Annotated in this window: 17 protein-coding genes and 2 tRNA genes; 10 read left to right on the forward strand and 9 right to left on the reverse strand. The window is 32.5% G+C overall.

Going from position 1 to position 24,617, the window contains the following annotated elements; translation table 11 throughout:
- The first annotated feature begins 422 nt into the window (after positions 1 to 422).
- The gene (locus tag QL232_RS26895; protein ID WP_281616460.1) at positions 423 to 1,808 is read left to right on the forward strand and encodes an alanine/glycine:cation symporter family protein; all 1,386 of its coding nucleotides are present in this window, start codon (positions 423 to 425) and stop codon (positions 1,806 to 1,808) included.
- A 66-nt stretch (positions 1,809 to 1,874) separates the two neighbouring features.
- Here QL232_RS26895 and QL232_RS26900 read toward each other — a convergent pair whose 3' ends face one another.
- Together QL232_RS26900 and QL232_RS26905 are read right to left on the reverse strand one after the other, a co-directional pair.
- Positions 1,875 to 2,387 (reverse strand): hypothetical protein, encoded by a 513-nt coding sequence (locus QL232_RS26900; protein WP_281616461.1) that lies wholly within the window; start codon positions 2,385 to 2,387, stop codon positions 1,875 to 1,877.
- Positions 2,377 to 4,059 carry an amidohydrolase gene (locus tag QL232_RS26905; protein WP_281616462.1) on the reverse strand — a complete coding sequence of 561 codons (1,683 nt, stop codon included), beginning with the start codon at positions 4,057 to 4,059 and terminating at the stop codon, positions 2,377 to 2,379. The genes QL232_RS26900 and QL232_RS26905 overlap by 11 nt, the downstream gene beginning before the upstream one ends.
- 221 nt (positions 4,060 to 4,280) lie before the next feature.
- Here QL232_RS26905 and QL232_RS26910 point away from each other — a divergent pair, with 221 nt between their 5' ends.
- The 6 genes from QL232_RS26910 (at position 4,281) to QL232_RS26935 (ending at position 11,856) form a co-directional block, all read left to right on the forward strand.
- A complete protein-coding gene (locus QL232_RS26910) occupies positions 4,281 to 6,116 on the forward strand; it encodes a helix-turn-helix domain-containing protein (RefSeq protein WP_281616463.1) in 1,836 nt (611 codons plus the stop codon).
- 287 nt (positions 6,117 to 6,403) lie between these two features.
- Complete coding sequence (locus QL232_RS26915; RefSeq protein WP_211093437.1) at positions 6,404 to 7,837, forward strand: alpha-amylase; 1,434 nt, start codon at positions 6,404 to 6,406, stop codon at positions 7,835 to 7,837.
- An 86-nt stretch (positions 7,838 to 7,923) separates the two neighbouring features.
- Positions 7,924 to 8,877: a hypothetical protein gene (locus QL232_RS26920; RefSeq protein WP_281616464.1), complete on the forward strand. Its 954-nt coding sequence runs from the start codon at positions 7,924 to 7,926 to the stop codon at positions 8,875 to 8,877.
- Between the two features lie 229 nt (positions 8,878 to 9,106).
- Complete coding sequence (locus QL232_RS26925) at positions 9,107 to 10,174, forward strand: class I fructose-bisphosphate aldolase (protein ID WP_168885684.1); 1,068 nt, start codon at positions 9,107 to 9,109, stop codon at positions 10,172 to 10,174.
- Between the two features lie 16 nt (positions 10,175 to 10,190).
- Positions 10,191 to 10,865, forward strand: a complete 675-nt coding sequence (locus QL232_RS26930; RefSeq protein WP_281616465.1) for a 2,3-bisphosphoglycerate-dependent phosphoglycerate mutase — start codon at positions 10,191 to 10,193, stop codon at positions 10,863 to 10,865.
- A gap of 175 nt (positions 10,866 to 11,040) precedes the next feature.
- Positions 11,041 to 11,856, forward strand: coding sequence for a maleylpyruvate isomerase N-terminal domain-containing protein (locus tag QL232_RS26935; protein ID WP_281616466.1), 816 nt, complete (start codon positions 11,041 to 11,043; stop codon positions 11,854 to 11,856).
- A gap of 123 nt (positions 11,857 to 11,979) precedes the next feature.
- Here the strand turns inward: QL232_RS26935 and QL232_RS26940 are convergent.
- From QL232_RS26940 to QL232_RS26950, 3 genes are all read right to left on the reverse strand, one after another.
- Positions 11,980 to 12,053: transfer RNA gene (locus QL232_RS26940), tRNA-Arg, on the reverse strand.
- Between the two features lie 24 nt (positions 12,054 to 12,077).
- Positions 12,078 to 12,151, reverse strand: a tRNA-Arg gene (locus QL232_RS26945).
- A 103-nt stretch (positions 12,152 to 12,254) separates the two neighbouring features.
- Complete coding sequence (locus tag QL232_RS26950) at positions 12,255 to 15,086, reverse strand: serine hydrolase (RefSeq protein WP_281616467.1); 2,832 nt, start codon at positions 15,084 to 15,086, stop codon at positions 12,255 to 12,257.
- Positions 15,087 to 15,348: 262 nt separating this feature from the next.
- Between QL232_RS26950 and ahcY the strand changes: the two genes are divergently transcribed.
- Positions 15,349 to 16,659, forward strand: a complete 1,311-nt coding sequence (gene ahcY / locus QL232_RS26955) for an adenosylhomocysteinase (RefSeq protein ID WP_168885696.1) — start codon at positions 15,349 to 15,351, stop codon at positions 16,657 to 16,659.
- A 54-nt stretch (positions 16,660 to 16,713) separates the two neighbouring features.
- Here the strand turns inward: ahcY and QL232_RS26960 are convergent, their stop codons facing one another.
- The gene (locus tag QL232_RS26960) at positions 16,714 to 16,899 is read right to left on the reverse strand and encodes a hypothetical protein (RefSeq protein WP_281616468.1); all 186 of its coding nucleotides are present in this window, start codon (positions 16,897 to 16,899) and stop codon (positions 16,714 to 16,716) included.
- 153 nt (positions 16,900 to 17,052) lie between these two features.
- Here QL232_RS26960 and QL232_RS26965 point away from each other — a divergent pair, with 153 nt between their 5' ends.
- Positions 17,053 to 18,147 (forward strand): glucosaminidase domain-containing protein, encoded by a 1,095-nt coding sequence (locus tag QL232_RS26965; RefSeq protein ID WP_235958358.1) that lies wholly within the window; start codon positions 17,053 to 17,055, stop codon positions 18,145 to 18,147.
- A gap of 7 nt (positions 18,148 to 18,154) precedes the next feature.
- Here the strand turns inward: QL232_RS26965 and QL232_RS26970 are convergent, their stop codons facing one another.
- From QL232_RS26970 to QL232_RS26980, 3 genes are read right to left on the reverse strand one after another with little or no spacing between them, the layout of a single operon-like run.
- Positions 18,155 to 18,706 (reverse strand): cob(I)yrinic acid a,c-diamide adenosyltransferase, encoded by a 552-nt coding sequence (locus QL232_RS26970; protein WP_168885698.1) that lies wholly within the window; start codon positions 18,704 to 18,706, stop codon positions 18,155 to 18,157.
- A complete protein-coding gene (locus tag QL232_RS26975) occupies positions 18,706 to 19,419 on the reverse strand; it encodes an ABC transporter ATP-binding protein (protein WP_168885699.1) in 714 nt (237 codons plus the stop codon). Before QL232_RS26975 ends, QL232_RS26970 begins: the two co-directional genes overlap by 1 nt.
- 12 nt (positions 19,420 to 19,431) lie before the next feature.
- Complete coding sequence (locus QL232_RS26980) at positions 19,432 to 22,380, reverse strand: hypothetical protein (RefSeq protein WP_281616469.1); 2,949 nt, start codon at positions 22,378 to 22,380, stop codon at positions 19,432 to 19,434.
- 224 nt (positions 22,381 to 22,604) lie between these two features.
- Between QL232_RS26980 and QL232_RS26985 the strand changes: the two genes are divergently transcribed.
- The gene (locus QL232_RS26985) at positions 22,605 to 24,179 is read left to right on the forward strand and encodes a DUF4301 family protein (RefSeq protein ID WP_317169972.1); all 1,575 of its coding nucleotides are present in this window, start codon (positions 22,605 to 22,607) and stop codon (positions 24,177 to 24,179) included.
- Positions 24,180 to 24,617 lie beyond the last annotated feature (438 nt).

The following is a 24,617-nucleotide window of genomic DNA, read 5'->3' on the forward strand; positions in this document are numbered from 1 at the left end:
CGAACAGAGCAGTTAAGCCCTACAGTGCTGATGGTACTGGGTTAACCCCCGGGAGAGTAAGTCGGCGCCACATTCATTAGATATAGAAGGTTAGTTAACACAAGATGTTAGCTAACCTTTTTTTGTATATCATATTTTATATACATTACTTCAATATCGTCATACAAAGTAGAATAGGATAAATATAATTCACATGAAATCAATCAGTTATCATACATCTACTTATAGAAGATTCAGTTAAATAATAGAGTAATGTTTTAATTTATTTCATATCTTCCTAATACGTTTAAATTTAGTTTCTTCTCTAGAAATTGTGTATTAGCTTACTGATTGACCTTATTGAATCATTATAAAAATAAATAATTAAGTTGCTTAATAATCGGCTGCTTAGATTAAGAACCAAATACATATAACTAATTCATATGAAAACATTTGAAGAATTTGCCGCCGCGTTTAGTGCGTTAGCATGGGGAACTCCATTGCTATTGTTACTTATGGGGGGAGGTTTGTTTTTTACAATCTATTCGAAGTTTTTACCCTTTAGGTATTTTAAACACGCCATCGATGTTCTTAGAGGTAAATTTGATGATCCTGAAGCAGAAGGAGATATAGATCATTACGAGGCGTTATCAGGAGCAATTGCAGCAACTGTGGGTATGGGAAATATCAGTGGTGTTGCGGTAGCATTGGTAACAGGTGGACCTGGAGCTATCTTTTGGATGTGGGTATCAGCATTATTAGGTATGGCGACAAAATTCTTTACTTGTACATTAGCAGTAATGTATAGAGGCCATGATAAGAATGGTCATGCAGAAGGAGGTCCAATGTATTTTATAGAAGAGGGACTTGGTAAAAAGTGGAAGCCTTTAGCCATGTTTTTCGCAGCAGCGGGTCTACTTGGTGTAACTCCAATGTTCCAAGCGAACCAATTAACAGAGGTGGTTAGAACAGTGGTTTTACCAGAAAGTATTACATCAATGGCGAGTACTAATGTAATTAATTTCACAATTGGTTTGGTAATTATGGCATTAGTATCAATTGTGATATTTGGAGGTATTGAGCGTATTGGAAGTGTTGCAGGAAAACTTGTACCAGTTATGGTGGTTTTATATACAGGTACTGTTTTGGCAATGATTGGATTAAACATCGAAAAATTACCTTCAATCATATCTTTAATAGTAACTGAAGCATTTACTTTTAAATCGGCAGCTGGTGGAGCATTAGGGGCAGTAGTTATTATTGGTGCAAAAAGAGCTGCTTTCTCTAATGAAGCTGGAATTGGTACAGCACCAATGATGCATGGAGCATCAAAAACAAATGAACCAGTTAGAGAGGGCTTGGTAGCTATGATTGGACCATTTATCGATACAATTGTAGTTTGTTCAATGACTGCTTTTGGTATTCTTGCATCAGGAATTTATCGTCCTGATATGGGAGATATCAATGGAGTTTTATTAACTACGGAAGCATTTAGAGCTGTTTTTCCTGTAATGGGACCAATTATTTTGTCTACATGTGTATTATTCTTTGCATTAACTACTTTGTTTTCATTCTCATACTATGGAACAAAATGCTTGGGGTATTTAATAGGTGAAGAAAGAAGACATTACTTTAATTATATGTATATCATATTAATTGTGGTAGGATCGGTAATTAAATTAGAAGCAATATTAAATTTAATTGATGGAGCTTATGCAACAATGGCAATTCCGACGATGGTTGCCGCATTATTATTATCACCTAAAGTAAAAGAAGCAGCAATAGATTATTTCCATAGAATGGATGATCTAGAAGAGTCTATGAAATAAGATTTTCTATATATAAATAAAAAGGTCAATCAAATATGAGTAATCATTTGGTTGACCTTTTTTGTTTTATTTTCCGATTGGGATACTGAAACTAACTCCAGCGGATATACTTTGTTCTTGATCTTGAATATCATGAACATAGCCTACTCTTGGACAGATATATCCAATATTTCCAATAGGAATAAAATACATAATGAAACCATCGATATAATCATTACCTAATTTAAAATCACTTCCACTGACAATATCTTTTGCATAACCACCTCCAATACCCCAGTGTTTATTTTTTCCAAAAAGGTAGGTTCCATAAATAGCAACTGAGCTTTTAAATGGTTGATTAATACCATTTTCTTTTTCCCAGTCACCAACAATAGAGGTTCCTATCATCCATGAGTCAGATAAATAATGATTATAATCTAAACTTATAATCCCAGAATGAGCATTGCGTTGCATCACTCTTGAACCTGACGTGGTAATAGACAAGTATCCTTTAGGATGACTTTGTGCTTGTGAATTGATATATGTAAATAAGATGAAGACGAAAATTAAGCTGAAAGTTGCTATAAATTTATTTTTCATTTTGATAGATTGTTTTGCCGTTTAGTACTGTTTTAAGAACCTTTGTTTTGTGAATATCATGTGGATCAATTGTGAAAATATCTTGGTCGATAATTATAAAATCAGCTTTCTTACCTTCCTCTAGACTTCCACTGATATAATCTCTAAATGTTACAAATGCATTATTTATGGTGAAGAGTAAAACCGCTTTTTCAACAGAAGAAGTGTAGCCTCTAGGTTGCATGTCTTCACCCACATTTTTACAGGTAACAATGGTTTGTATCATCTCCCATGGAGAGAAAACAGGTCCAGTAGGGAAATCTGCACCAACACCGACTATTACATCATCTCTTTGGTAAAGTCTGTCATATCGATAAATTCGATCAAACCTTTCTTCCCCAATAGCAGGTTTTATATAACTGTTAGCAAATTCATCTAATGGTTGCCATTGAGGTTGAACTTGTAAAATGATTCCTAGTTTAGCACAACGATCTATGTCTTCAGCTTTAATGAGATCCACATGAGTAATCACATGTCTTTCATTTTTAATTGCATGTGTTTTGTTTATTTCTTCAAGGCAATCAATCACCCTTGAAATCCCTGCATCACCTTCTGCATGAACATAAATTCGCTCACCTTTTTCGATTAAATATTTGAAGTTTTTTAATAGCCTTTCTTTGCTATAATTGGCTACACCAATACAGGTGTGTGAATGTTCACAATCTAAATTTTCATAAGGTTCAAATAAAAATGCTTTATCAGTTGGTATTCCATCTATAGCAAACTTTACAGTTCTAGAAGAAAGCATTTCATCACCTTCCAAACGTCTTTTGTTTAGGCTGATATTATTAGTTGAATCATCTAGTGGAGATAAATGGGTTCTATTATATTCTACTCGAATAGTTAATTCTCCTTTTTTATGCAGTCTTTTATAAACATCATCAGTACCCTTAGCCGATAAAGCTGCAGCATCTTCAATACCAATAAATCCAACACTATTACATTTATCGATAATAGCTTTCATAGCAATTTCCTGTTGCTCTTTTGTGAGTAGTTCAGGTGTGGTAAGAAAGCCAGCTGCAATATGAGCTTTCTCTCTAAAATGACCACTTGGAGTACCGTCCTCAAATCGGTCATACGATCCTCCATCAGGGTCAGGAGTATCTTTGTTTACATCAAAATATGCTATTGCTTTTGAAGAATACCATCCAGTATGTTGAGATTCTTCACAGATAATAGCAGGTCTTCCGCCTACTAACTCATCTAATTCTTGTGCAGTTGAGCTATCAAAATGTTTTATTTTATAGCCGTTTGCTAAGACCCATCCATCTTTGGGTTGTTTGGCAGCAAACTCTCTGATTAGTCTTTCAGCTTCTTCTTTATTTTGAACTCCAAATAGGTCTAATACAAAAGTCATATTCGGACCAGCAATTGAAGGATGAATATGTGAATCGTATAATCCAGGAAGTAATGTTTTACCTTCTAAATCAATTACTTTGGATTGTTCATTTTGGTAAGAAAGTGCTTTGTTGTTATTTCCAACATAGACGATTTTATCTCCATCGACAACCATTGCACTGGCCCATAATTGTTGTTTATTGGAAGTAAATATTTTACCATTAGTATAAATATCTTGTCCCATAACAGATAAAGTATTGATAAGAGCAAAGACAGATATAATTAACCTTTTCATTTATTAGAGGAATTAAGTGAATACCTATTGTTACTTTGAAAAGGGAAAAGGAATAAAGAAAACCCTAATCTTGTTTTATAAATGTTGAATGGACTCGCTAACGAAGAATTCAGATAGTTTTTTAGATCATATATTACTTTTGATTTAGAATATTTACTGAAGTGTGTGATCAAATAAATGTATGGTATTATATTGATGCAACCAGTAAATATTATCTAGCTATGAAATCGAATTATTACCATCAATTACTTCCATACCTTACTTTCATTTGTGCTCTTTTTCAATCCTTCAGTGTTGGAGCTGTAAACTTTGTGATTAACCAATTGCCGCTTCATCATCCTGTAGATGAGCCTTTATATTTAGTCGGGTCGTTTAATGCATGGAATCCGATGGATCAGAAATATCAATTTCAAAAAGGTCAGGATGGAAAATTGTATGTCTATATTTCTGACCATCTAAATGCTTTTGAATATAAAATAACACGAGGAGGATGGGATAAAGTAGAGTCAACGAATGACGGTAAACCTAAAGCAAATAGAGTGTTTATCTCAGAAAATGAATCTGATACTGTAAGAATAGATATTTTAGGATGGGAAGATCTTGCTGGACAAACAACAATTGTCTTAGAAAGCTTACCAAATTCTACTCCCTATGAATCAAAGTTTTTTGTTGCTGGTAACTTTAATAATTGGAGGCCGGATGATTTAAACTACCAGTTTACCTTAAACCAGGAAGGGAATTATACTTTGACATTACCTTCAAAAATTTCATCTTTTCAGTTTAAAGTAACAAGAGGAAGCTGGTCAACGATTGAATGTTTGTCGGATGGTAAATACAGACCCAATAGAGTATATGATCATAAAAGCAAAGGGCCAGAACAGTTAATAATATCAATTGAAGATTGGGAAGATGTAAACAAAAGTGAGATTTGGGATTTACCCCAACTGACATCATACTTACTTTTTCATATTGTCTTATTGATCGTTTATTTTCTATGGATGAATTATAAAAATCATGAACTCAAATATCCTTTATTAATTCTGATATCAACTTTTATCATTCTTCTTTTCTTTTCATTTTCCCTTTATATGCCTTTCAAAAACCAAATGGGGGGAGTTCATTTAATTCATTATTTATTTATTCCTATTCTTTATCTGGTAATTTCTAATGTTCAAGACAGTATTTTTAGATCGTATGATTTTAAAAAGAATATTCCTTTTTTATACATTTTTGGGTTAGGACTCTGTATCATTTATGCTTTCTATCTCTTACAAGAAGAGACTTTATTGGTTATTTTTCTCGAACGACTATACCCTCAGATGAATTTATTTATAAAGGGATTGTTTTTGATATTAGTAGTAATTAGTTGGCTACAGTCTAAAGATCATTTAGAGAAATATAATACAGAATCTTTGCAAGGGAGTGTAGTAAAATCAGTAAAGAAGTCCTTTGCTTTTTATCAGAAATATTCACTGTTAGTGATTGTTGGTTATACCATTGGTGTTGTTATTCAAGTTGTGAATCTATTTATCGAAAAGGAACACTTCCTTTATCAGGATCTATCAGACAAGTTGATATGGTATTCGACATTTATCTATTTCGTTATTACTTCTGCATGGGTTTTTAGATATCATCATACATTAGAACCAATAGAACAGAAGAGTTCCTATAGAAAAGAAGATGTTACTCAAAGCAAAGAACTTGAAGAATTTATCGAAAAAGTAACGGATCTATTTGAAAAGGAAAAACTGTACACTAAACAAGATTTATCATTAAACGATGTTTCTAACTTATTAAATATCCCTTCTCATAAACTGACAAAACTTATTCAACAAGCTTACAAAAGAAATTTTTCTGAGTTAGTCAACGATTATAGAGTACAAGCATTTACAAAAAGAGTATTAGTAGGAGATGCTGAGAAATCTACATTATTAAGCATTGCATATGAGGTAGGTTTCCAATCGAAAAGTACTTTTAATAGAGCTTTCAAAAAATCCACTGGTATGACACCAAAAGAATTTATGAAAAAGTCATCTGTGAAGAAGATTTTAGATTAATGTTAGAAATTTAGCGGGTATCGAATTAAAATAATACGTATCAAAAATATAAAACGTAAATTTTACACAAAAATAGTTAAGTTGTTGTTTATAAGTGTTTTATAAGTGTCGTTTTTATTATTTGACACTTTATTTTTGAAGCTATTGATTTCATTTTTTGAATCTTAGACGATTGTAATAGGTGGTTATGGGTAAACTTGCATCATCAATCTATTCAACATTTTTTTTAATCGATTGTACTGTATTATTAAAGATGTTCATTGTCTAATCAAAGAATGAATATGAAAATGAATTTTAAATCAATTGTACTATTATCTACACTAGCAATTGGGGGTTTCTCTTGTAACAACTTCTTAGAACAAGAAGAAAATGGAATCCCTGCTCACGAACCAAAAGCCAATTTGAATATGCAGGTGACTCATCACGACGGAGCACCTTTTCAAACAAATGAATCTTCTAACCAAAGGTATTATGATAGTCCAGGTGGGCCTGTAATGATGCAAGCTTTTTATTGGGATGTTCCCGCTGGAGGAGAATGGTGGAACACGGTAAAAGGTAAACTAGAAAATTGGAGTAACCAAGGTGTTGGTTCAATATGGTTACCACCGGCATCAAAAGCTCAGAATGGTCCATTCTCTATGGGTTATGACCCAATGGATTACTTTGACTTTGGGGATTACGATCAAATGGGATCAACTGAAACACGATTTGGATCAGGTCCAGAATTAAGATCTCTTATCGGTGAAGCTCATAGTCAGAATATGGAAGTCTATGCTGATATTGTTCTAAACCATAATAGTGGTGGTCAATTAGAAGCCAATCCATATACAGGAACTGACACTTGGACAAAATTTGAGCCTGCTTCAGGTAAATTCTTTAGAACATATAATGATTTCCATCCAAACCTTGATGCAAATAATGATGAAGGTGTTTTTGGTGGTTTCCCTGACCTTAGCCATGTAAAGGGGTATGTGCAAGACTGGTTATGGAAAAGTAATGAGTCTGTTGGTAAATACTATAAGAACGATGTTGGTTTTGATGGATGGAGATTTGACTATGTAAAAGGTTTTGGACCTTGGGTAGTAAAAGAATGGATGAATAATGTAGGAGGATTTGCTGTAGGTGAATTATGGGATGGTAATGCCAATACATTAAAATGGTGGGTAGATAACACTGATCGCACTTCATCTGCCTTTGACTTTGCTGCTTATTATGCAATGAAAAGTGCTTTTGATGGTAACGACCTAAATGCATTAAATAATGATATGCTTTGGAAAAAAGATAGTTACAGAGCAGTGACTTTCGTAGCGAATCATGATACGGATGAAATCTGGAATAAACACTTAGCATATGCATATATCTTAACACATGAAGGTTATCCTTGTCTTTTCTATAGAGACTATGAAGATTGGTTAGATAGAGGTATGATGGATAATTTATTATGGATCCACAAAAGTTTTGCAACGGGTAATACTTCTATTCTTCATGTGGATAATGATGAGTATATCGCTAGAAGAAACGGATATAATGGTAATCCAGGTTTAGTAGTTTATATCAATAACTCAGACAACTGGCAAGAACGTTGGATTCCGACAAACTGGAGTAACAGACAAATTAAAGATTACACAGGACATTCAAATTGGGAACCTTGGACTCAAGGTGGAACATGGGTGAAAATACAATGCCCTCCAAAAAGCTTCTCAATTTGGTCTACAAAGTAGTTTAATTAGTTGTAATAATCATTTCAAGTTAGTTTCGATTTTGAGTGCCTGAATCATTTTCAGGTACTCCTTTTTCTATTTTTAATATGCGTTTACTTTTCCTTTTTTTTCTGTCTTTTATTACCGCATGTAATATAAATCAAAAGTCGAGTAGAACATCTCAGAGTATCAACCCTTGGGGGTTTAGTTCTGAAAAGAATACCATTTTGATGCATAATAAAAAATGTAAAGTGAGTTTAAATGCTTTACCTAAATCACATGAATTAGAATATACCATAGAGTATAAAGGAAAAGGAATCATCGAACCCATATTATTATCTACTATTGAAAGTAGACCTTCGGCCTATATCACAGAGAAAAGTATTTCAATTGAAATGGACACTCTAATAACTGGTACAATAAAACCAGATAACCACGTATTTAAGTATGCACAGATAGGAGAGAGAGGCCCATTAAGACAACATTACTTGATAAACTATTACGAAAATGGAAGAATTCAACATTTAAGGTTTCACTTATCTGATATAACTTACCAGAGTTACCTAAAAGAATACCCATATCAATCACAAAAGAAAAGTTATCAGCTTTCTACACAAAGTTTAGGGTTTAAAAATGAAGTAGAAAGTTATATCAATGCCATTCTTCAAAAGAAAAAAAATACCCAAAATTTAAAAGAAATCTTTTTATCAGAAAATGAAATAAATGTAGCTGGATTAATTGGCCATTTTAAGAGTGTCTTTGATGGTCAAAACTTGTATTTAGAAGTTACTTGGATCAACCATACAGAGTTAGACTTATGGTTAAAAAAGCCCTCGAATTATTTGGATCTGGATACTAATCCAACAAAATGTAATTGGACAACATTTGAAGATAAAACAGCTTTTGGAAAAGGAAAAAGAATCACTCTGCACTCAAATATTATCCTTACAAAGGCACCAGAAAAAATAAGTATACCCGTTGATAATGTTTTATTTTATGATGGACAGCTCTTTTTTCCAAAAGGTATAGTAATAGAGATGAACCAACGTTCAATGATGTAAAAAATAGACTAGCCCATCAATTAATTGTTTTCATTTTATAAAGGTCAATTACTAGTGTGATTGACCTTTATGTGATTATTTATCTATTGACTATCATGTTATTGTGTACCATAGTATTATTCAGAATTAGGTATAGGGAATTAATCTTTTTCATAGTATTTTGCTTTATAATAAATGAAGTTAATTACACTTATCAATCCAATAACTAAATCCCAAAAGCGTAAATATTATGTTACAAACTAACCAAATTCAGCAATTGTTAGGTGCTGATGAATCTCTCTTAGAATTTTCGAGTCCTAAAGTAGATAAGTCTACATTATCTCTTCCATCAAGAAATGTAGTAGATGATATTTTTATCACTTCTGATAGAAATAATAGAGTTCTTAAAAACTTAAATTGGCTTTATAATTCAGGTAATTTAAAAGAAACAGGATATGTATCAATTTTACCTGTAGATCAAGGAATAGAACATTCTGCAGGAGCGTCATTTGCTAAAAATCCAATGTATTTCGATGCAGAAAATATCATTAAACTTGCCATGGAAGCGGGGTGTAATGGTGTGGCGTCTACTTTGGGTGTGTTAGGATTAATGTCCAGAAAGTATGCTCATAAAATACCTTTTATTGTAAAGATCAATCATAACGAACTACTCACATCACCAAATACATTCGATCAAATTAGTTTTGCCTCAATTGATCAAGCTTATGAAATGGGTGCAGCAGGAGTTGGAGCAACGATTTATTTTGGTTCTCAAGAGTCTAATCGACAGATTATAGAAATTAGTAAAGCATTTGATTATGCTCATCGAAAAGGGATGTTCACTATTTTATGGTGTTATCTCAGAAATAGCGATTTCAAAAGAGATCAAGATTACCATACTTCTGCAGATCTAACAGGGCAAGCCAATCATATTGGAGTGACCATACAAGCTGATATCATAAAACAGAAGTTACCCACGAATAATGGAGGGTATAAAGCCTTGAATAGCAACGGCCATACTTTTGGCAAGTTTGATGAAAGAATGTATACCGAGTTAACATCAGATAACCCAATAGATCTAGCTAGATATCAGTTACTAAATCAATATTCTGGCCGTATTCCGTTAATAAATTCAGGTGGGGCTTCTGGAGACAACGATATTGCTGATGCCGTAAAAACTGCGGTAGTTAATAAAAGAGCAGGAGGGAGCGGATTAATTTTAGGAAGAAAAGCATTTCAAAAACCATTTAATGAAGGTGTTGAAATTATTCAGGCTGTTCAATCTGTTTACCTTGATTCTAAGATTACAATTGCATAAAAACTAAAATTGAAAAATGGGAAAGCTAATCTTAATCCGTCATGGGCAATCGATGTGGAACCTTAAAAATGTTTTTACAGGTTGGGTTGATGTTCCTTTATCAGAACAAGGTATCCATGAAGCTATTCAAGCAGGGAAACAGTTATCAGAAATTTCTTTTGACATTGTATTTACATCAATGCAAATAAGGGCTGTAGAAACAGCAATGATTGCACTTGCTCAAAACAAAAGTGATAAAACACCCATCTTACTCCATTCTAAAGGGCAGTTGGAAGAATGGTCTAGAATATATGATCAAAAAATGATAGACAATATGATTCCTGTTCATCATAATTGGCATCTAAATGAAAGGTATTATGGAGAGCTCCAAGGTAAAAACAAAGAGGAGACAGCTAAAGAGTTTGGAGAAGCACAAGTATATCAATGGAGAAGAAGTTATGACATTCCTCCACCCAAAGGTGAGTCTTTAAAAGATACTGCTGAAAGAACAATTCCATTCTTTGAAAAAGAGGTAGTTCCTGAACTTGAGAAAGGGAAAAATATATTAATCTCGGCTCATGGAAATAGCCTTCGGTCTATTGTGATGCATATTGATCATCTATCTAAGAAAGAGGTGATTGAATTAGAAATACAAACAGGTCAACCTATTATTTATGATTATGAAAATAATCAACTCATTTCAAATAAATAGAAGCGATCGATTAGAAAAGGTGATTGGTAACATTATACTGATCACCTTTTCTATTCTAAAATATTATAAATGAATGATGATTAGAGTTAAACCGATCTAATCAAGGTTACAATTTATGTTCGTTGAATATCTTTATTAATGGACAGATATAAACAGAATAAGAAGTAAACAAAAAATGATAGACTTAGTTAATAAATTTCCAGCATTAGAAGAAAAGTTATTTGAACTATTGGACGGGCTTTCTGAGGAAGAATGGTTAGCACAAACAGTAGCAAAGAAATGGGTAGTTAAAGATGTAGTAGCTCATTTGTATGATGGAAACATCAGAACATTGTCTGGATTAAGAGATGGTCATAAACCCGAACCACCGGTAATTGAATCTTATCAAGATCTTTTGGACTTCTTGAATCAATTAAATGCTGATTGGGTTTTGGCAATGAAAAGAGTAAGTCCACAAATGTTGGTTGAGTTTCTAAAGCACACTTCCAGACCTTTTTGTGAGTACTATGCATCTTTAGACTTAAATGCTAAAGCTGAATTTTCGGTAGCTTGGGCAGGAGAAATGGAAAGTAAAAACTGGATGCATATTGCTAGAGAATACACAGAAAAGTTCTTACACCAACAACAAATTAGAGATGCTGTTGGTAAACAAGGAATAATCAATGAAGAGTTTTTTGTTCCTTTTTTGGAAGTGTGTATGTACGCATTACCTCATACATTAAGAGAGACATCAACGACTTCTGGTCATTCAATACAATTAAGTATTACCGGAGAAATAAATAAAGATTGGTATGTAGTGTTTGATGGTCAAAAATGGAACTTAACGTTAACTCCTAAAGATATTGTAACAATAATCGAGATTGATGCTTATGCATCTTGGAAATTATTCTCTAAGAGTTTAAGGCCAGTTGATTTGGAAGAAAAAATATCAATTACCGGAAATAAGGATTTAGGAAAGGTGGCCATTGAGATGGTTTCTTTTATGGCTTAGTAAATAATTAGTTTCAATAGTATCTAGAGATAAATTAATGTGATCCTTAAGTTGAAATAAAAGATAAAACAGCTTTTTGCATATAAAAAAAAGGTCAACATCTTTCGATATTGACCTTTTTAGTGATCCCGCCAGGATTCAAACCTGGAACCTTCACAGCCGTAATGTGATGCTCTATTCAGTTGAGCTACGGAACCATTTAGCTTCTTTGGAAAAAGTTGTGACCCCGCCAGGATTCAAACCTGGAACCTTCACAGCCGTAATGTGATGCTCTATTCAGTTGAGCTACGGAGCCATATAGAAGTGCTTTTTCCTTTAAAGCGATGCAAAAGTAGGAGTAATATTCTTACTAACCAAATAAATTACATGATAAATTAACAATAAATGTCAACATTTGTCTATTGGGGTAGTACTTCACCCATGGCTTGATAGATTGCAGACTGAATATTCTCTCTTATATTTTCCTTCGCTAACTTATTATTTCTAGCCGTTGGATATACACGGTTTGATAAGAAGATATATACAATATCATTTTCCGGATCTATCCATGCACATGTACCTGTAAACCCTGTATGACCAAATGTTTTCTTTGGAGCAAGTGGAGATGTATTTCCTTCATCTCCTCTCAATGGTGGTTTATCCCAGCCTAAGGCCCTTCTATTCTTAAATCGAACATATGGTTGTCTGTTGTATTTATTGATAGTGGCTTCATCAAAAAACTGATTACCCGCATAGAAACCATTCTGAAGATTCATTTGCATTAAGATCGCTAGATCATGAGCATTTGAGAAAATACCTGCATGTCCGGCAACGCCACCCATTAAATCAGCAGATGGGTCATGAACAATGCCTTTAATTAATGATTGTCGGTAATGAATATCCATCTCAGTAGGAGGTATTCGTTTTAAATTGATACCATGAGCTAATGGTAAATACCCTAAATTTCTTGTACCTAATTTACTATATAGCTTAGATTCCAGATAATGATCTAATCGTTTGTCTGTAATTTTTTCAATAGACCTTTGTAAGAAGTAATACCCTAAATCACTGTACCAATACCTGTAAACATCCTTTGTATATCTTCTTCTAGTTGAAATAGGACTTTCTAAAAGCCATTTCCACATACAGTCTTTAATACTATCTGTAGCAAATAAGTTAGGAGTGATTTCTACATTGTAACCTTTCTTTTTATAACTACTTATATAGGTAGGGTCATACTTCTTGGTTTCTTTATCGTAAACATGCCCCCAGAAATAGTATCCACCTCTAAGTGGTGCTGTATGTGTTAGGAATTGAATTAATCGTATGTTCCCTTTATTTGTTGTATCGGTATCACTGATATAATACTTTAGTCGATTGTTTACATTCACAGAGTCAACATAATCGAGCATCATCATAGCTTGGGTTGTTGCTGCTACTTTAGTGATAGATGCAATATCATAAACAGTACTATTCGTTACAGGTATAGATTTTTCATAGGTAAAATATCCATACGATTTCTCAAATACGATTTTTCCATTTTTTGCGACTACTACTTGGCAACCTGGAGTGGCTTCAATATTTATGGCATGATTGGCAATACTATCAATCAAGTGATTTAAAACTGCACCGTCCAAACCGACATATGCAGCTTTACCATATCCTAACCTTTGTAAGCCTTTTACTTTTTCACCCTGATTTAAATCAAATTGATTAGAAATCGAAACGGGTAATTTTCCATTAACATCAGTACATCCAGCGATAAACTGTGCAGAGGCATATTGTGCTTCTTGATCTATGGAATAATTAATTAAAGTATTTTTAGTCCCTTTTAAATACTTCAGACCATTAGGCGAACCATGAATAGTGACTATTACATTAGTTTTTTGTTGTAGTTGATCTATTAACTGTTCCGTCGCATAACTGATTCCAAATCTATGTTTCGAAGAATTTTGATAGCAAACGATATTTACAATCACCATATCTTTCTTCTTACATGATTCTAAAAGAAGATTAACCTGACCTGTTGAAAAACTAGAATTTTCAATTCGATGATAGTCATAATCGATAAACCTATTCATCATTTCAGAAAAATGATCTTCTTGATTTTTTAAACCAATACTGATGACTTGATATTTTTTCTTCGTTAAATCTTTAAGTGGCAATAAGCTGTCAGTATTATTCAATAAGGTCAGAGACTTTTCATACGTTTCAGAGATAATGGCTTTAAGTTGTTCATTAGAAGTTGAAGAATCATTAACTACAGCTTTCTGACGGTATTTGTAATTCAATACTTTTAGTACCTTTTCGTCAATTACCTCAATATTTAATGTTCCTTTTTTGACAGCATTTCTAACTCCTTTAATTACTTCCTCAAAGAAATCAGATACTGCAATAAGGTCATGTCCATTCTGTAAAGCATTGATACTAGATTGTACAGTCTTTAAACCATTGTTACCTGCAGAAAGATTTCCTGTAAGAATTAACCCTTGATATTTTAGAGAATCTCTTAGATGTTGAATGATGTTTTTAGTAAAGATAGGAGCGTCGAATAAAACTTCTGTTGGAAGTATTATTTGTAAACTGTCCTTTACAAGCTCTTTAAGGATAAGTTGATTTTTTTCAGAAAGTTCATCGATATCTTTTATGTAATCGATAGCACTGCCTACTAAAATTTTACTCTGATGTATCCCTTTTATTGCAGCTTGATTTTTTAATGTCACATTATTAATATCCTCTCCAAAGCCATATTCTGTAGAAGCTTCTTTATGTATTGATAAGGCATTGGATAAGTAGAAATCAATACCTAAACGATTGGCCTCAACACCTATTTCTTTATATGAATTATAAGTAAAAACATTACTCTTTATGGCTCCCAGATTATAGTTGTCTGGCAAGTATTGGTATTTTTCATTGAGACACTTTAAACTTTCTTGGTTTTTAGCTCCTAATAGAACTTTTACCTTGTTAGGTAGCTTATTAAGATTAGTAAAATACCTGTACAAAGTGGGATTACAATAATCATTAAATAGAACTCCTCCAAGACGATTTTCTCTAGCTAGCGACTTGATAAGAGTTTCATTGTTATTTGGTATTCCTAGAATTAATTGTCCTATTTTTTCTTCTAAAGTAAGTTGCGAAAAAAGGCTGTCAACATCTGTTGCATGAGCTGTTTGTTGGTAACCAAGAATAGAAGTTAAAGTAGTTACAAAAAATAATAGTTTTATATATATGCTTTTTGATTTCGACATCAGAAATGATAACGCTTACAATATTATTTGATGCTATAAATAAGACACTTTATAGTAAATACGAAAATAAAACTATTATATGAATTCCATGAATAGAATGACGATTCTTTAGTTAAATATTTAATAGTTTTAAAAATTTCACATTTTATCTAAACAATTTCATACCAAAAGATTGTTTATTAAACAGTTCATATCAACACTGTATATCAATTCTTAAAATTGTTGTACATTTGCGATTCGAAATCATTAAAAACTTTATACCGTGGAAAGTACTACAGTAAAATACAAGGTTAAAGATATTTCTTTAGCAGAATGGGGTAGAAAAGAGATTGAGCTTGCTGAAGCAGAAATGCCAGGTTTAATGTCTTTAAGAGAAGAATTTGGCCCTTCTAAACCCTTAAAAGGAGCTAGAATTGCTGGCTGTCTTCACATGACTATTCAAACTGCTGTTTTGATCGAAACATTAGTAGAATTAGGTGCTGAAGTTACTTGGTCATCATGTAATATTTTCTCAACACAAGATCAAGCTGCTGCTGCTATTGCTGCTGCAGGTATTCCAGTATATGCTTGGAAAGGTCTTTCTGAGGAAGAATTCGATTGGTGTATCGAACAAACGTTACACGGATTCGAAGATGGTAAGCCTCTTAACATGATCCTTGATGATGGTGGAGATCTTACTAATATGGTATTAGATAGATACCCAGAACTAGTAAAAGATATTAAAGGTATTTCTGAGGAGACAACAACAGGTGTTCTTAGATTACATGATAGAGAGAAAAACGGTACACTTACATTACCTGCTATCAATATTAACGACTCAGTAACAAAGTCTAAATTTGATAACAAATACGGATGTAAAGAATCTTTAGTAGATGGTATCCGTAGAGCTACAGACGTAATGATCGCTGGTAAAGTAGCAGTTGTTGCTGGTTACGGTGATGTTGGTAAAGGTTCTGCTGCTTCATTAAGAGGTGCAGGTGCAAGAGTTATCGTTACTGAAATCGATCCAATCTGTGCTTTACAAGCTGCAATGGACGGTTTTGAAGTGAAGAAAATGGACGACGCTGTATTAGAAGGCGATATCGTAGTTACTACAACTGGTAACAAAGACATCGTTGTTGGTCGTCACTTCGAAAAAGTAAAAGATAAAGCAATCGTTTGTAATATCGGTCACTTCGATAATGAAATCGATATGGCTTGGTTAAACGAAAAATATGGTCACACTAAAGTGAACATCAAACCTCAAGTAGACAAGTATACAGTTGCATCTGGAAACGATGTGATCATCTTGGCAGAAGGTCGTTTGGTAAACTTAGGTTGTGCGACGGGACACCCATCATTCGTAATGTCTAACTCATTTACTAACCAAACATTGGCACAGTTAGAGTTATGGCAAAACAACGGTAAGTATGAGAACAAAGTTTACATGCTACCAAAACATCTTGATGAGAAAGTAGCTCGTCTTCACCTTGCAAAAATTGGTGTAGAGTTAGAAACTCTTACTGATGATCAAGCATCTTACATTGGTGTTGCAAAAGAAGGACCATATAAAGTAGAGCATTACAGATACTAATCAGTATTTGATATCATATAAATCCCTTGGAAGTTTTTGCTTTCAAGGGATTTTTTATTCATCAATTTCTTCAATCATAAAATCTTTTCCTTTACCATACTCATAAAGCTCACTCATCTTGTAAGTCTCTAGAGTGGTTAAGTCTTTGATCAAAAAATCATCATCGTTTATCATTTTTAATGTTTCAAAAATAAACACATCTCCATAATTTACGATTTTATATTGTCTTCCAACCCTCATTGTATTAATACTAATGGACATATTTCTAAATTTAGAATAAAAAATGATTAAAATATTGACAATGTTTAAAATTTAAACTAATTTTGAAATGTGATAGTAAAATCATCACCACATGAATTATCATTGATTTCTAAAAAGTAAAGTTTAAATGTTATGTTTTTTCTGAAAACATCCACAGAGTTATCTGTACAGACAAGAAATGGTTTAGCTATTGGAATGCGTTTTCCCAATAACTTCTATTTCAGATACAATGGAAATGTCTTCACTCTCATTGTTAACCCAAAGTTAGTCATTGCTTCAATTGTTTTATTATTTATGATTTTAGGAATGCAGTTTTTTTCTTCATCTTCTGAAAAAGTAATTTACGTACAAGCACCTATAGCTGTAAACTATGGGGCACAAGAACCTACCATTGATCAATTTATTGAAGACTTTAATATCGAGCTTGAAAAAGTGGAAAAAGCAGAGACTTCTGTAGTCCCTGTACAATTTGTCAGTACCTATAGTAATTACAAAGAAGAGAAGCTTGATTTAGCAAACAATGCTCTAGATAAGTTCCTGATTGAAAGACAACTTTTAGTGACAGATTTTCTAATTGAAAACAAAAGAACAAGAGTTGATCAATTAACCAATGAAAAACTTCTTGATTTAAATAAAAAGATCGGAAATTTATTTAGAGAGTTAGTGTTGGATAATATGAAAGTACCACCACATGTCTATTCTTTCTTTACTTCAACTGTTCCGTTACAGAAAATTGAGACAGCATTGATGGAGCAAGCAAAATATCATGTTCCTGCATCTATTACCTTGGCGCAAGCAGCTTTGGAAACAGGATATGGATCTAGAGTAATTGGTAATAATTATTTTGGTGTTAAGGATAAATCAAAGAAGACAAAGCCAATAACTACCACAGAATATTATACAGCAGAAGAATACAAACGAAATAAAGGGATAGTTGTTTCCTACACTAAAGTGACAAAAGGAGGGAGGAACCTTTATAAATGTGTGGTAAAAGATTCATTTGCACAATATATGTCACCTTGGGAATCGTTTAGAGCACATTCAGTATTCCTGAACAAACAAAAAAGATACGCCCCATTATTCACTCAAGGAAGGGATTATAAAGCTTGGGCGAATATGATTGGTTCCACTAAGTATGGTGGAGTAGGTTATGCAACATCTCCATTATATGGAGAGCTACTAAAAAAAATAATCGAGCGATACCATCTTGATCTACTCGATTATTAATTAAGCTTTACTTTCTAGGAACCCAATAATTTTCTTCAACTCCAAGTTCTTTAGCCATTACTCTAGACAAAACAAACAGATAGTCGGATAAACGATTTAAATACCTAATAATAATCGTATCTATAATTCCTTCCTCATGCTCTAGGGTGATGGCTAACCTTTCTGCTCTTCTACACACAGTTCTTCCTAAATGTGCAAAGGAAACAGATGTATGCCCTCCTGGGAGAATAAAATATTTTAATGGAGATAAAGAACGATCCATTTGATCAATGGCCTTTTCTAATAATTCAATGTCTTGCTCGTAAAGATCTGGTTTCTTTAAAGAAGGTTTATCAGGGTCTGCTGCCATTTCAGCACCAATAGTAAATAAGCGATCTTGGATCTCTTTTAAAATATCAGATCTCTTATTATTCACTGATTGATCACGAATTAATCCGATATAAGAATTCAATTCATCAATAGTTCCATAAGCTTCAATTCTAATATGATCTTTAGGAACTCTTTTTCCACCAAAAAGTGAAGTTTCTCCTTTGTCGCCTGTTTTAGTATATACTTTCATTATTCACGGACTATTTTAGTCACATTTAAATTTTTCTCATCTTTTTCAATAAGACCATCTCTTAGTCTTACTATTCTGTGAGCATAATTTGCGATATCTTCTTCGTGGGTTACCATAATAATAGTATTTCCATTTTCATGGAGTTGGTTAAAGATATCCATAATTTCATAAGATGTTTTTGTATCTAAGGCTCCTGTAGGTTCATCTGCAAGAATAATACTCGGGTTATTTACTAAAGCTCTTGCAATCGCAACCCTTTGTCTTTGTCCTCCAGATAACTCATTAGGTTTATGTTTTACTCGATCACCTAAACCTACTGCATCTAATGATTTTTGTGCTCGCTCTAATCTTTCTTCTTTATTTACACCTGCATAAACAAGTGGCAGGGCTACGTTATCAAGTATAGTTGACCGAGGTAATAAGTTGAATGATTGGAATACAAAACCAATTTCTTTATTTCTAACTACTGCCAATTCATTTTCAGACATATCACTTACATCTTGATTATTTAGCCAGTACTCACCTGTGCTAGGTGTATCAAGACATCCAACAATATTCATTAAAGTAGATTTTCCTGATCCTGAAGGTCCCATAAAAGCAACATACTCTCCTTTATCGATAGAAATATCAATTTGTTTAAGTGCTTTTATCACTTCGGTACCCATTTGGTATATTCTAGAAATTCCGGTTGTTTTAATAACTTGATTGGACATAATATTGTTAGTTTACTCCCAGGTATTTATTTTTTGTTGGTATTGTTTTATTAACTCTGAATATAACGTATTTATTCTGCTTTGAGCACCTTTTGATAATTTATATTCAGATTCAACTACTGCACTCTCAGCAAAATCTTTTAAACCTAAGTGCATACATACTTGAATAAATTGAGCTGTATTAGTTTCAGAAAATGGATTAATGTATAAAAGCTGCTGAGTGAAGTTAAACGCGTCTTCTCCTTTCTCTTCTTTTAATAATTGATGCGTATATGCTTTATTAAAAGCGTCATTCAAAAATAGAACTTCTGTTTGATCTTCGATTGCTTCTTTCTTTTTTATTTTAAAAGCTAAAGTTTGGATTGGATTTTCAGTAGCTTCAATGTTAATATCATTTTTCTCTTCTAAAACATACAGCGAGGTAATAAACTCAGCATTTAAATTATTTGATACATTAAATTGTTTAGAATAGGCTTGTATGAATGATTTTGCTTGTTCTGTTTTTCTTTCAATCATCATGTGATTTAATACTAGAAGAACAATTTCCTCTCTATCATATTCTTTACCTATCTCTTTTAATGCATTAATAATGTTATCTTTTTTAAGAATCTTGTGATTAAATAGAATATAGTAGAAGTAATCTTTTTCTGTATTACCATCTAAGGTAGACGTTTTAAGATATTTCGAGATGATCTTGAATTCTTCATCACTTATCATTTTCATATTATGAACAAGCTGCCATAGTTCAAGAGTTTTTTCTTTAGAATTAACTTGACTACTAGAAACACTAAGAGGATAAATAGCCGATTTTTGCCCAGTTCTAAAAGCATTCATCAATTTATCATATGCCAATTCAAACTGATTATTTTGTAAGGCTTCTAAACCTAACATAAAGTTGTAATAACCATTTGTTGTACCATATGCGTGGTCTAGCTTATCAAAAGCCAGCCAGAAATTGTAATTTTTAAATTGTGATTTACTGTTAACCCCTTCTGCAAAAAGTAATTGTTGTTTATAGTCGATATTATTCATTGTATTCAATGATGAAATAATATCGGTAATATCTTCTGGATCATTATCAAGTAAAGTGTTGATACTATAATTATAGATATAACTTACCTCGTCTCCATTAAGTGTAGTATCTTTTACAAGGTTAGGGATGTATTTCGATGCAGAAGAAACCCCATTTTGGTTCAATAAAGCTAAATGGTTAATAGTTTCATAGATATTCGACACTTCAGATAATGGAGATAATAATGCAGATACATCTTCAAATTTGCTCTTATTCAATACCGACAAACCGATGGTGTTATTTTTTATAGATTGGTAATCGTCACCTTCTTTTGAAATAGACATTCCCTTATCTAAATAATAAAATGCACTATCCATTTCTCCTAATTGATAAAATCTTAAGGATAGGTTATTGATAATCGGTAATGAATTTGGAAACTTTTCTAAACCATTTTTTAGCTGAAATAATGATTCTATATAGTTTTTATTTTGATATTCTAGTGCACTAGCCTTTAAGTAGGATTGTTCAATACCTTTATTTTTATTCGCATTTTGATAAGCGACTAAAGCAACATCAGGTCTTTTATTCTCTTCAGCAATTTTCCCCAACATCAAATTGGAATGTAAATTCCATAAATGATACAAATCTGCTAATTGATACCTTTCTTCAGCTAAGTATTTATTGTTGTTGAGTAATTCTACATCACCCAACTGATTGTTGTAAGATGCCCAAAGGTATCGGTAAGAGACAAAATTATTGATAAATAGTAATCCAATAGTTAGTAATAAACCAACTCCCCATGATGATAAGAAATCAATATTTTGAGGTTGAAAAGCGACCTTGTATACTTTGAGGTTCTTCTTTAGTATATGATGAAAGTTGTAGACAATATAAATACTAAAAGCTCCTCCAAAACCAAGCATAGTTACAGTACTAAACTGCTCTATACTATTAGTAAATGATGTATCAAATATTGATAAATGAAAAGCATAAGTGGATAGTGTTATTAGTGCGCCTCCTAAATAAACCCAATATAAAATGGAATCTTCTCTAGTTGCTGATGCAAATAAATCCTCTTGTTGTTGAATCAACCATAAACCAATAAAGCTTCCGATGATAATATTCAACACTGGTGGTAGGTAATATAAGTCGAAGTCGACTGAATGAAATAAATTTAAGTAGCAGTAAACTAAATTTAGAATATAAATGACATAGAAAATAATAAAGTGTTTATAGCTATCTCCATCATTTCCTGTATTTTTAAATGTAGTGATATATAAGATTCCAAATGGGAAACTGATACTAATAAACAGAATGAAAAGAATAGAGATTAAAACAAAGCTTGGGAAACTATAACTAATAGCCTCTGCAATCCAGTGATGATTTTCAGAAACATTGATTTCTATAATCCCAATTAGTGCAATTGTTGTGACAAAATATGACAAATACCGTTTTCCAAATGAAATGTGATTTTTGATATGATAGTAAAAACTAATTCCAACATATATAAGTAAAACTAATGCAGTAAATGCTTTGTCATGTATTTCATTTAATATACCTAGGTTTTCAAAGTGGAATGTTCCTATCAAGATTGCAAACAAACCAAATAATATAGCATGCCAAATCCTCTTTAAACCACTGATACTCGCTAAGTAAACTGAAAAACTAAAGGTTAGTATACAACCATAAATCACATAGTTCTCATAAGGAATTGTCAAGTTCCCTGAATTGTAAGTATCTAGAAAAACAAATGAATCTGATTGTATTCCGAAGTTTACACCTAGTTTATTAAAAGAAAATAACGGTGTTTTTATACTTTCTATAATATTTTCTTTTACCCAACCGATTCGATCAGATAAATCAAAAATATAGAGTAAACAAAGTGCTATTGCGTTAGATATTAAAATCGCTAAACCTGTGTTTTTAAGGCTTTTAATGCCATTTATCATAATACTGCTTAAGTTATTTGCTATTTAGTGAATTCAAAAATACAAATATTTTAAATTGTTATATTGCATCAATATAAAATAAGTTAATCAATGCAATCGGTTTCGTTTATTTTTTAATTTTTTGTTACTTTGTACTTTAGGTATTATGCTTACAGACAAAAATAACCTATTACTAATACGCGATTGCTAATTTAGATTTATACTAACATTTAAAATATATAACCTTGGAAACACAAGAAATGTCAATAACAACAAAATTTCTTCCAGAGGATTTTTCCTTAATGGAAAAAAAGGGAATCACTGTAGAAACAGTGGAGAAACAATTAAACTACTTTAGAACAGGGTTTGAGTACGCTAATATTATTAGACCAGCTACAATTGGAGATGGAATTATCAAGCTAACTGACGAGGAAATTGATTCTTATGTTTCAAAGTATGAAGAATCTGTAAAAGGAAAGTCTCTTCTAAAATTTGTTCCAGCTTCAGGAGCTGCAACACGTATGTTCAAAGCTTTACTTGAATTTAAAAATGATCTTGAAGCTAAAGATACATTTACTGAACCTGATTTAGAAAAAAGCAAAGGTTTAGTAGCAGACTTCTTTAATAATATTATTCACTTCCCGTTATACACAGAGATTTACTCTGAAGTAGCTCAAAAGTTGGGTAATTTAGATGTATTGGTTGCAAACAAAGAATATAAAAGTATTCTTGAAGCTACTTTCTCAAGCGACCGTTTGCATTTAGCTAACCGTCCTAAAGGATTAATTGGTTTTCATAAGTACAATGGAGAGATAAGAACTCCTGTACAGGAACATATGATTGAAGGTGTTCATTATGCAAAAGATGAGAAAGGTGAAGTGAATTTACACTTTACAGTATCTCCTGAGCATTTTGATCAGTTTGTTGAATTAACGAATGTATATAAAGAAGTTTATAACAAAAGATATGATGTAAACTTTAATATTTCATTCTCAACACAGAAATCTTCAACTGATACTATTGCTGCAACAGGTCAAAATGAACCATTCAGAAAAGCAGAAGATGGTGAGTTGTTATTTAGACCAGGTGGGCATGGTGCCTTATTAGAGAACCTTAATGATATTGATGCTGATGTTATTTTTGTAAAAAACATTGATAACGTTACAACAGATAGGCTAAAGGAAGATACTTATAAGTACAAAAAGGCTTTAGCTAGTATTCTTGTAGATACACAAGAGAAAATACATTCATTCTTAAAGAGACATGACTCTGGTGAAAGAAGTGAAGAGTTTACCGCTTCTGTTATCGAATTTTGTATGAATACTCTTGGTTGGAGTTTAGGTGAAGAATTAAGTGGTTTGTCTCAAGAAGAAATCGAGGCATACTTCTTTGATAAATTAAATAGACCAATCAGAGTTTGTGGTATGGTAAAGAATGAAGGGGAGCCTGGTGGTGGTCCATTCTGGTTAAAGGATGGAGATCATAGATCTTTACAAATCGTAGAAAGTGCTCAAATCAATTTCTCTAACCCTGTAAGAAGGGAAATTGCCAATTCAGCTACTCACTTTAATCCTGTGGATTTAGTTTGTGGTGTAAAAGACTACAAGGGTAATAAATTTAATCTTCTTGACTATAGAAATGAGAATGCTGGTTTCATTACTCATAAATCAAGAGATGGTCAAGAAATTCAAGCAATTGAATTACCAGGTCTTTGGAATGGTTCAATGGCTTACTGGACAACTTTATTTGTTGAAGTACCAGTGTCTACATTTACTCCTGTAAAGACAGTAAATGACCTTTTAAGACCAGAACATAGATAGTTTTTATAAAAATCTAGAATAAAAACAGGTTGTAAGCTTCTGATTTACAACCTGTTTTTTATCTATTGATCTTCATTTAATATAATAATAGCTAGAAAATATTGCATTTATCAAGTTAGCTATTACCTTTGCACTCCCTTCAAACGGAAGGCCAAATGAAAAACACCTTTAGTGAGTGCTATTCATTTCAACATTTTGCAAAGAAGACAGCGATGTAAATTAAAATTTCAAATGAAATTAAATAAGCATTGCATATTAAATTTCTCTTCTTACCTTTGCACTCGCTTCTGAAAAGAGGCGGTTATAAAAGACTAAAACGTTAGTCTTTTTAAGCAGAGAATGAGAGGTTGAAAATCTTCATAAATTAGCTCGAAAAAATAAAATAAAATTTTTTCAAAAAGAGTTTGGAGATTAAAATTTAGTTCTTACCTTTGCACT

This window comes from Flammeovirga sp. SubArs3, from assembly GCF_947387565.1.
In the GTDB taxonomy this organism is placed as follows: domain Bacteria; phylum Bacteroidota; class Bacteroidia; order Cytophagales; family Flammeovirgaceae; genus Flammeovirga; species Flammeovirga agarivorans.

Excerpts from the sequence above, each read along its gene's own strand:
- QL232_RS26970 (WP_168885698.1), bottom strand. The coding sequence starts at position 18,706 with ATGAAAGTATATACTAAAACAGGCGACAAAGGAGAAACTTCACTTTTT.
- QL232_RS26900 (WP_281616461.1), bottom strand. The coding sequence starts at position 2,387 with ATGAAAAATAAATTTATAGCAACTTTCAGCTTAATTTTCGTCTTCATC.
- QL232_RS26950 (WP_281616467.1), bottom strand. The coding sequence starts at position 15,086 with ATGTCGAAATCAAAAAGCATATATATAAAACTATTATTTTTTGTAACT.
- QL232_RS26975 (WP_168885699.1), bottom strand. The coding sequence starts at position 19,419 with ATGTCCAATCAAGTTATTAAAACAACCGGAATTTCTAGAATATACCAA.
- QL232_RS26920 (WP_281616464.1), top strand. The coding sequence starts at position 7,924 with ATGCGTTTACTTTTCCTTTTTTTTCTGTCTTTTATTACCGCATGTAAT.
- QL232_RS26895 (WP_281616460.1), top strand. The coding sequence starts at position 423 with ATGAAAACATTTGAAGAATTTGCCGCCGCGTTTAGTGCGTTAGCATGG.
- QL232_RS26980 (WP_281616469.1), bottom strand. The coding sequence starts at position 22,380 with ATGATAAATGGCATTAAAAGCCTTAAAAACACAGGTTTAGCGATTTTA.
- QL232_RS26915 (WP_211093437.1), top strand. The coding sequence starts at position 6,404 with ATGAATTTTAAATCAATTGTACTATTATCTACACTAGCAATTGGGGGT.
- QL232_RS26910 (WP_281616463.1), top strand. The coding sequence starts at position 4,281 with ATGAAATCGAATTATTACCATCAATTACTTCCATACCTTACTTTCATT.
- QL232_RS26925 (WP_168885684.1), top strand. The coding sequence starts at position 9,107 with ATGTTACAAACTAACCAAATTCAGCAATTGTTAGGTGCTGATGAATCT.
- QL232_RS26930 (WP_281616465.1), top strand. The coding sequence starts at position 10,191 with ATGGGAAAGCTAATCTTAATCCGTCATGGGCAATCGATGTGGAACCTT.
- QL232_RS26935 (WP_281616466.1), top strand. The coding sequence starts at position 11,041 with ATGATAGACTTAGTTAATAAATTTCCAGCATTAGAAGAAAAGTTATTT.
- QL232_RS26960 (WP_281616468.1), bottom strand. The coding sequence starts at position 16,899 with ATGAGGGTTGGAAGACAATATAAAATCGTAAATTATGGAGATGTGTTT.
- QL232_RS26905 (WP_281616462.1), bottom strand. The coding sequence starts at position 4,059 with ATGAAAAGGTTAATTATATCTGTCTTTGCTCTTATCAATACTTTATCT.
- QL232_RS26965 (WP_235958358.1), top strand. The coding sequence starts at position 17,053 with ATGTTTTTTCTGAAAACATCCACAGAGTTATCTGTACAGACAAGAAAT.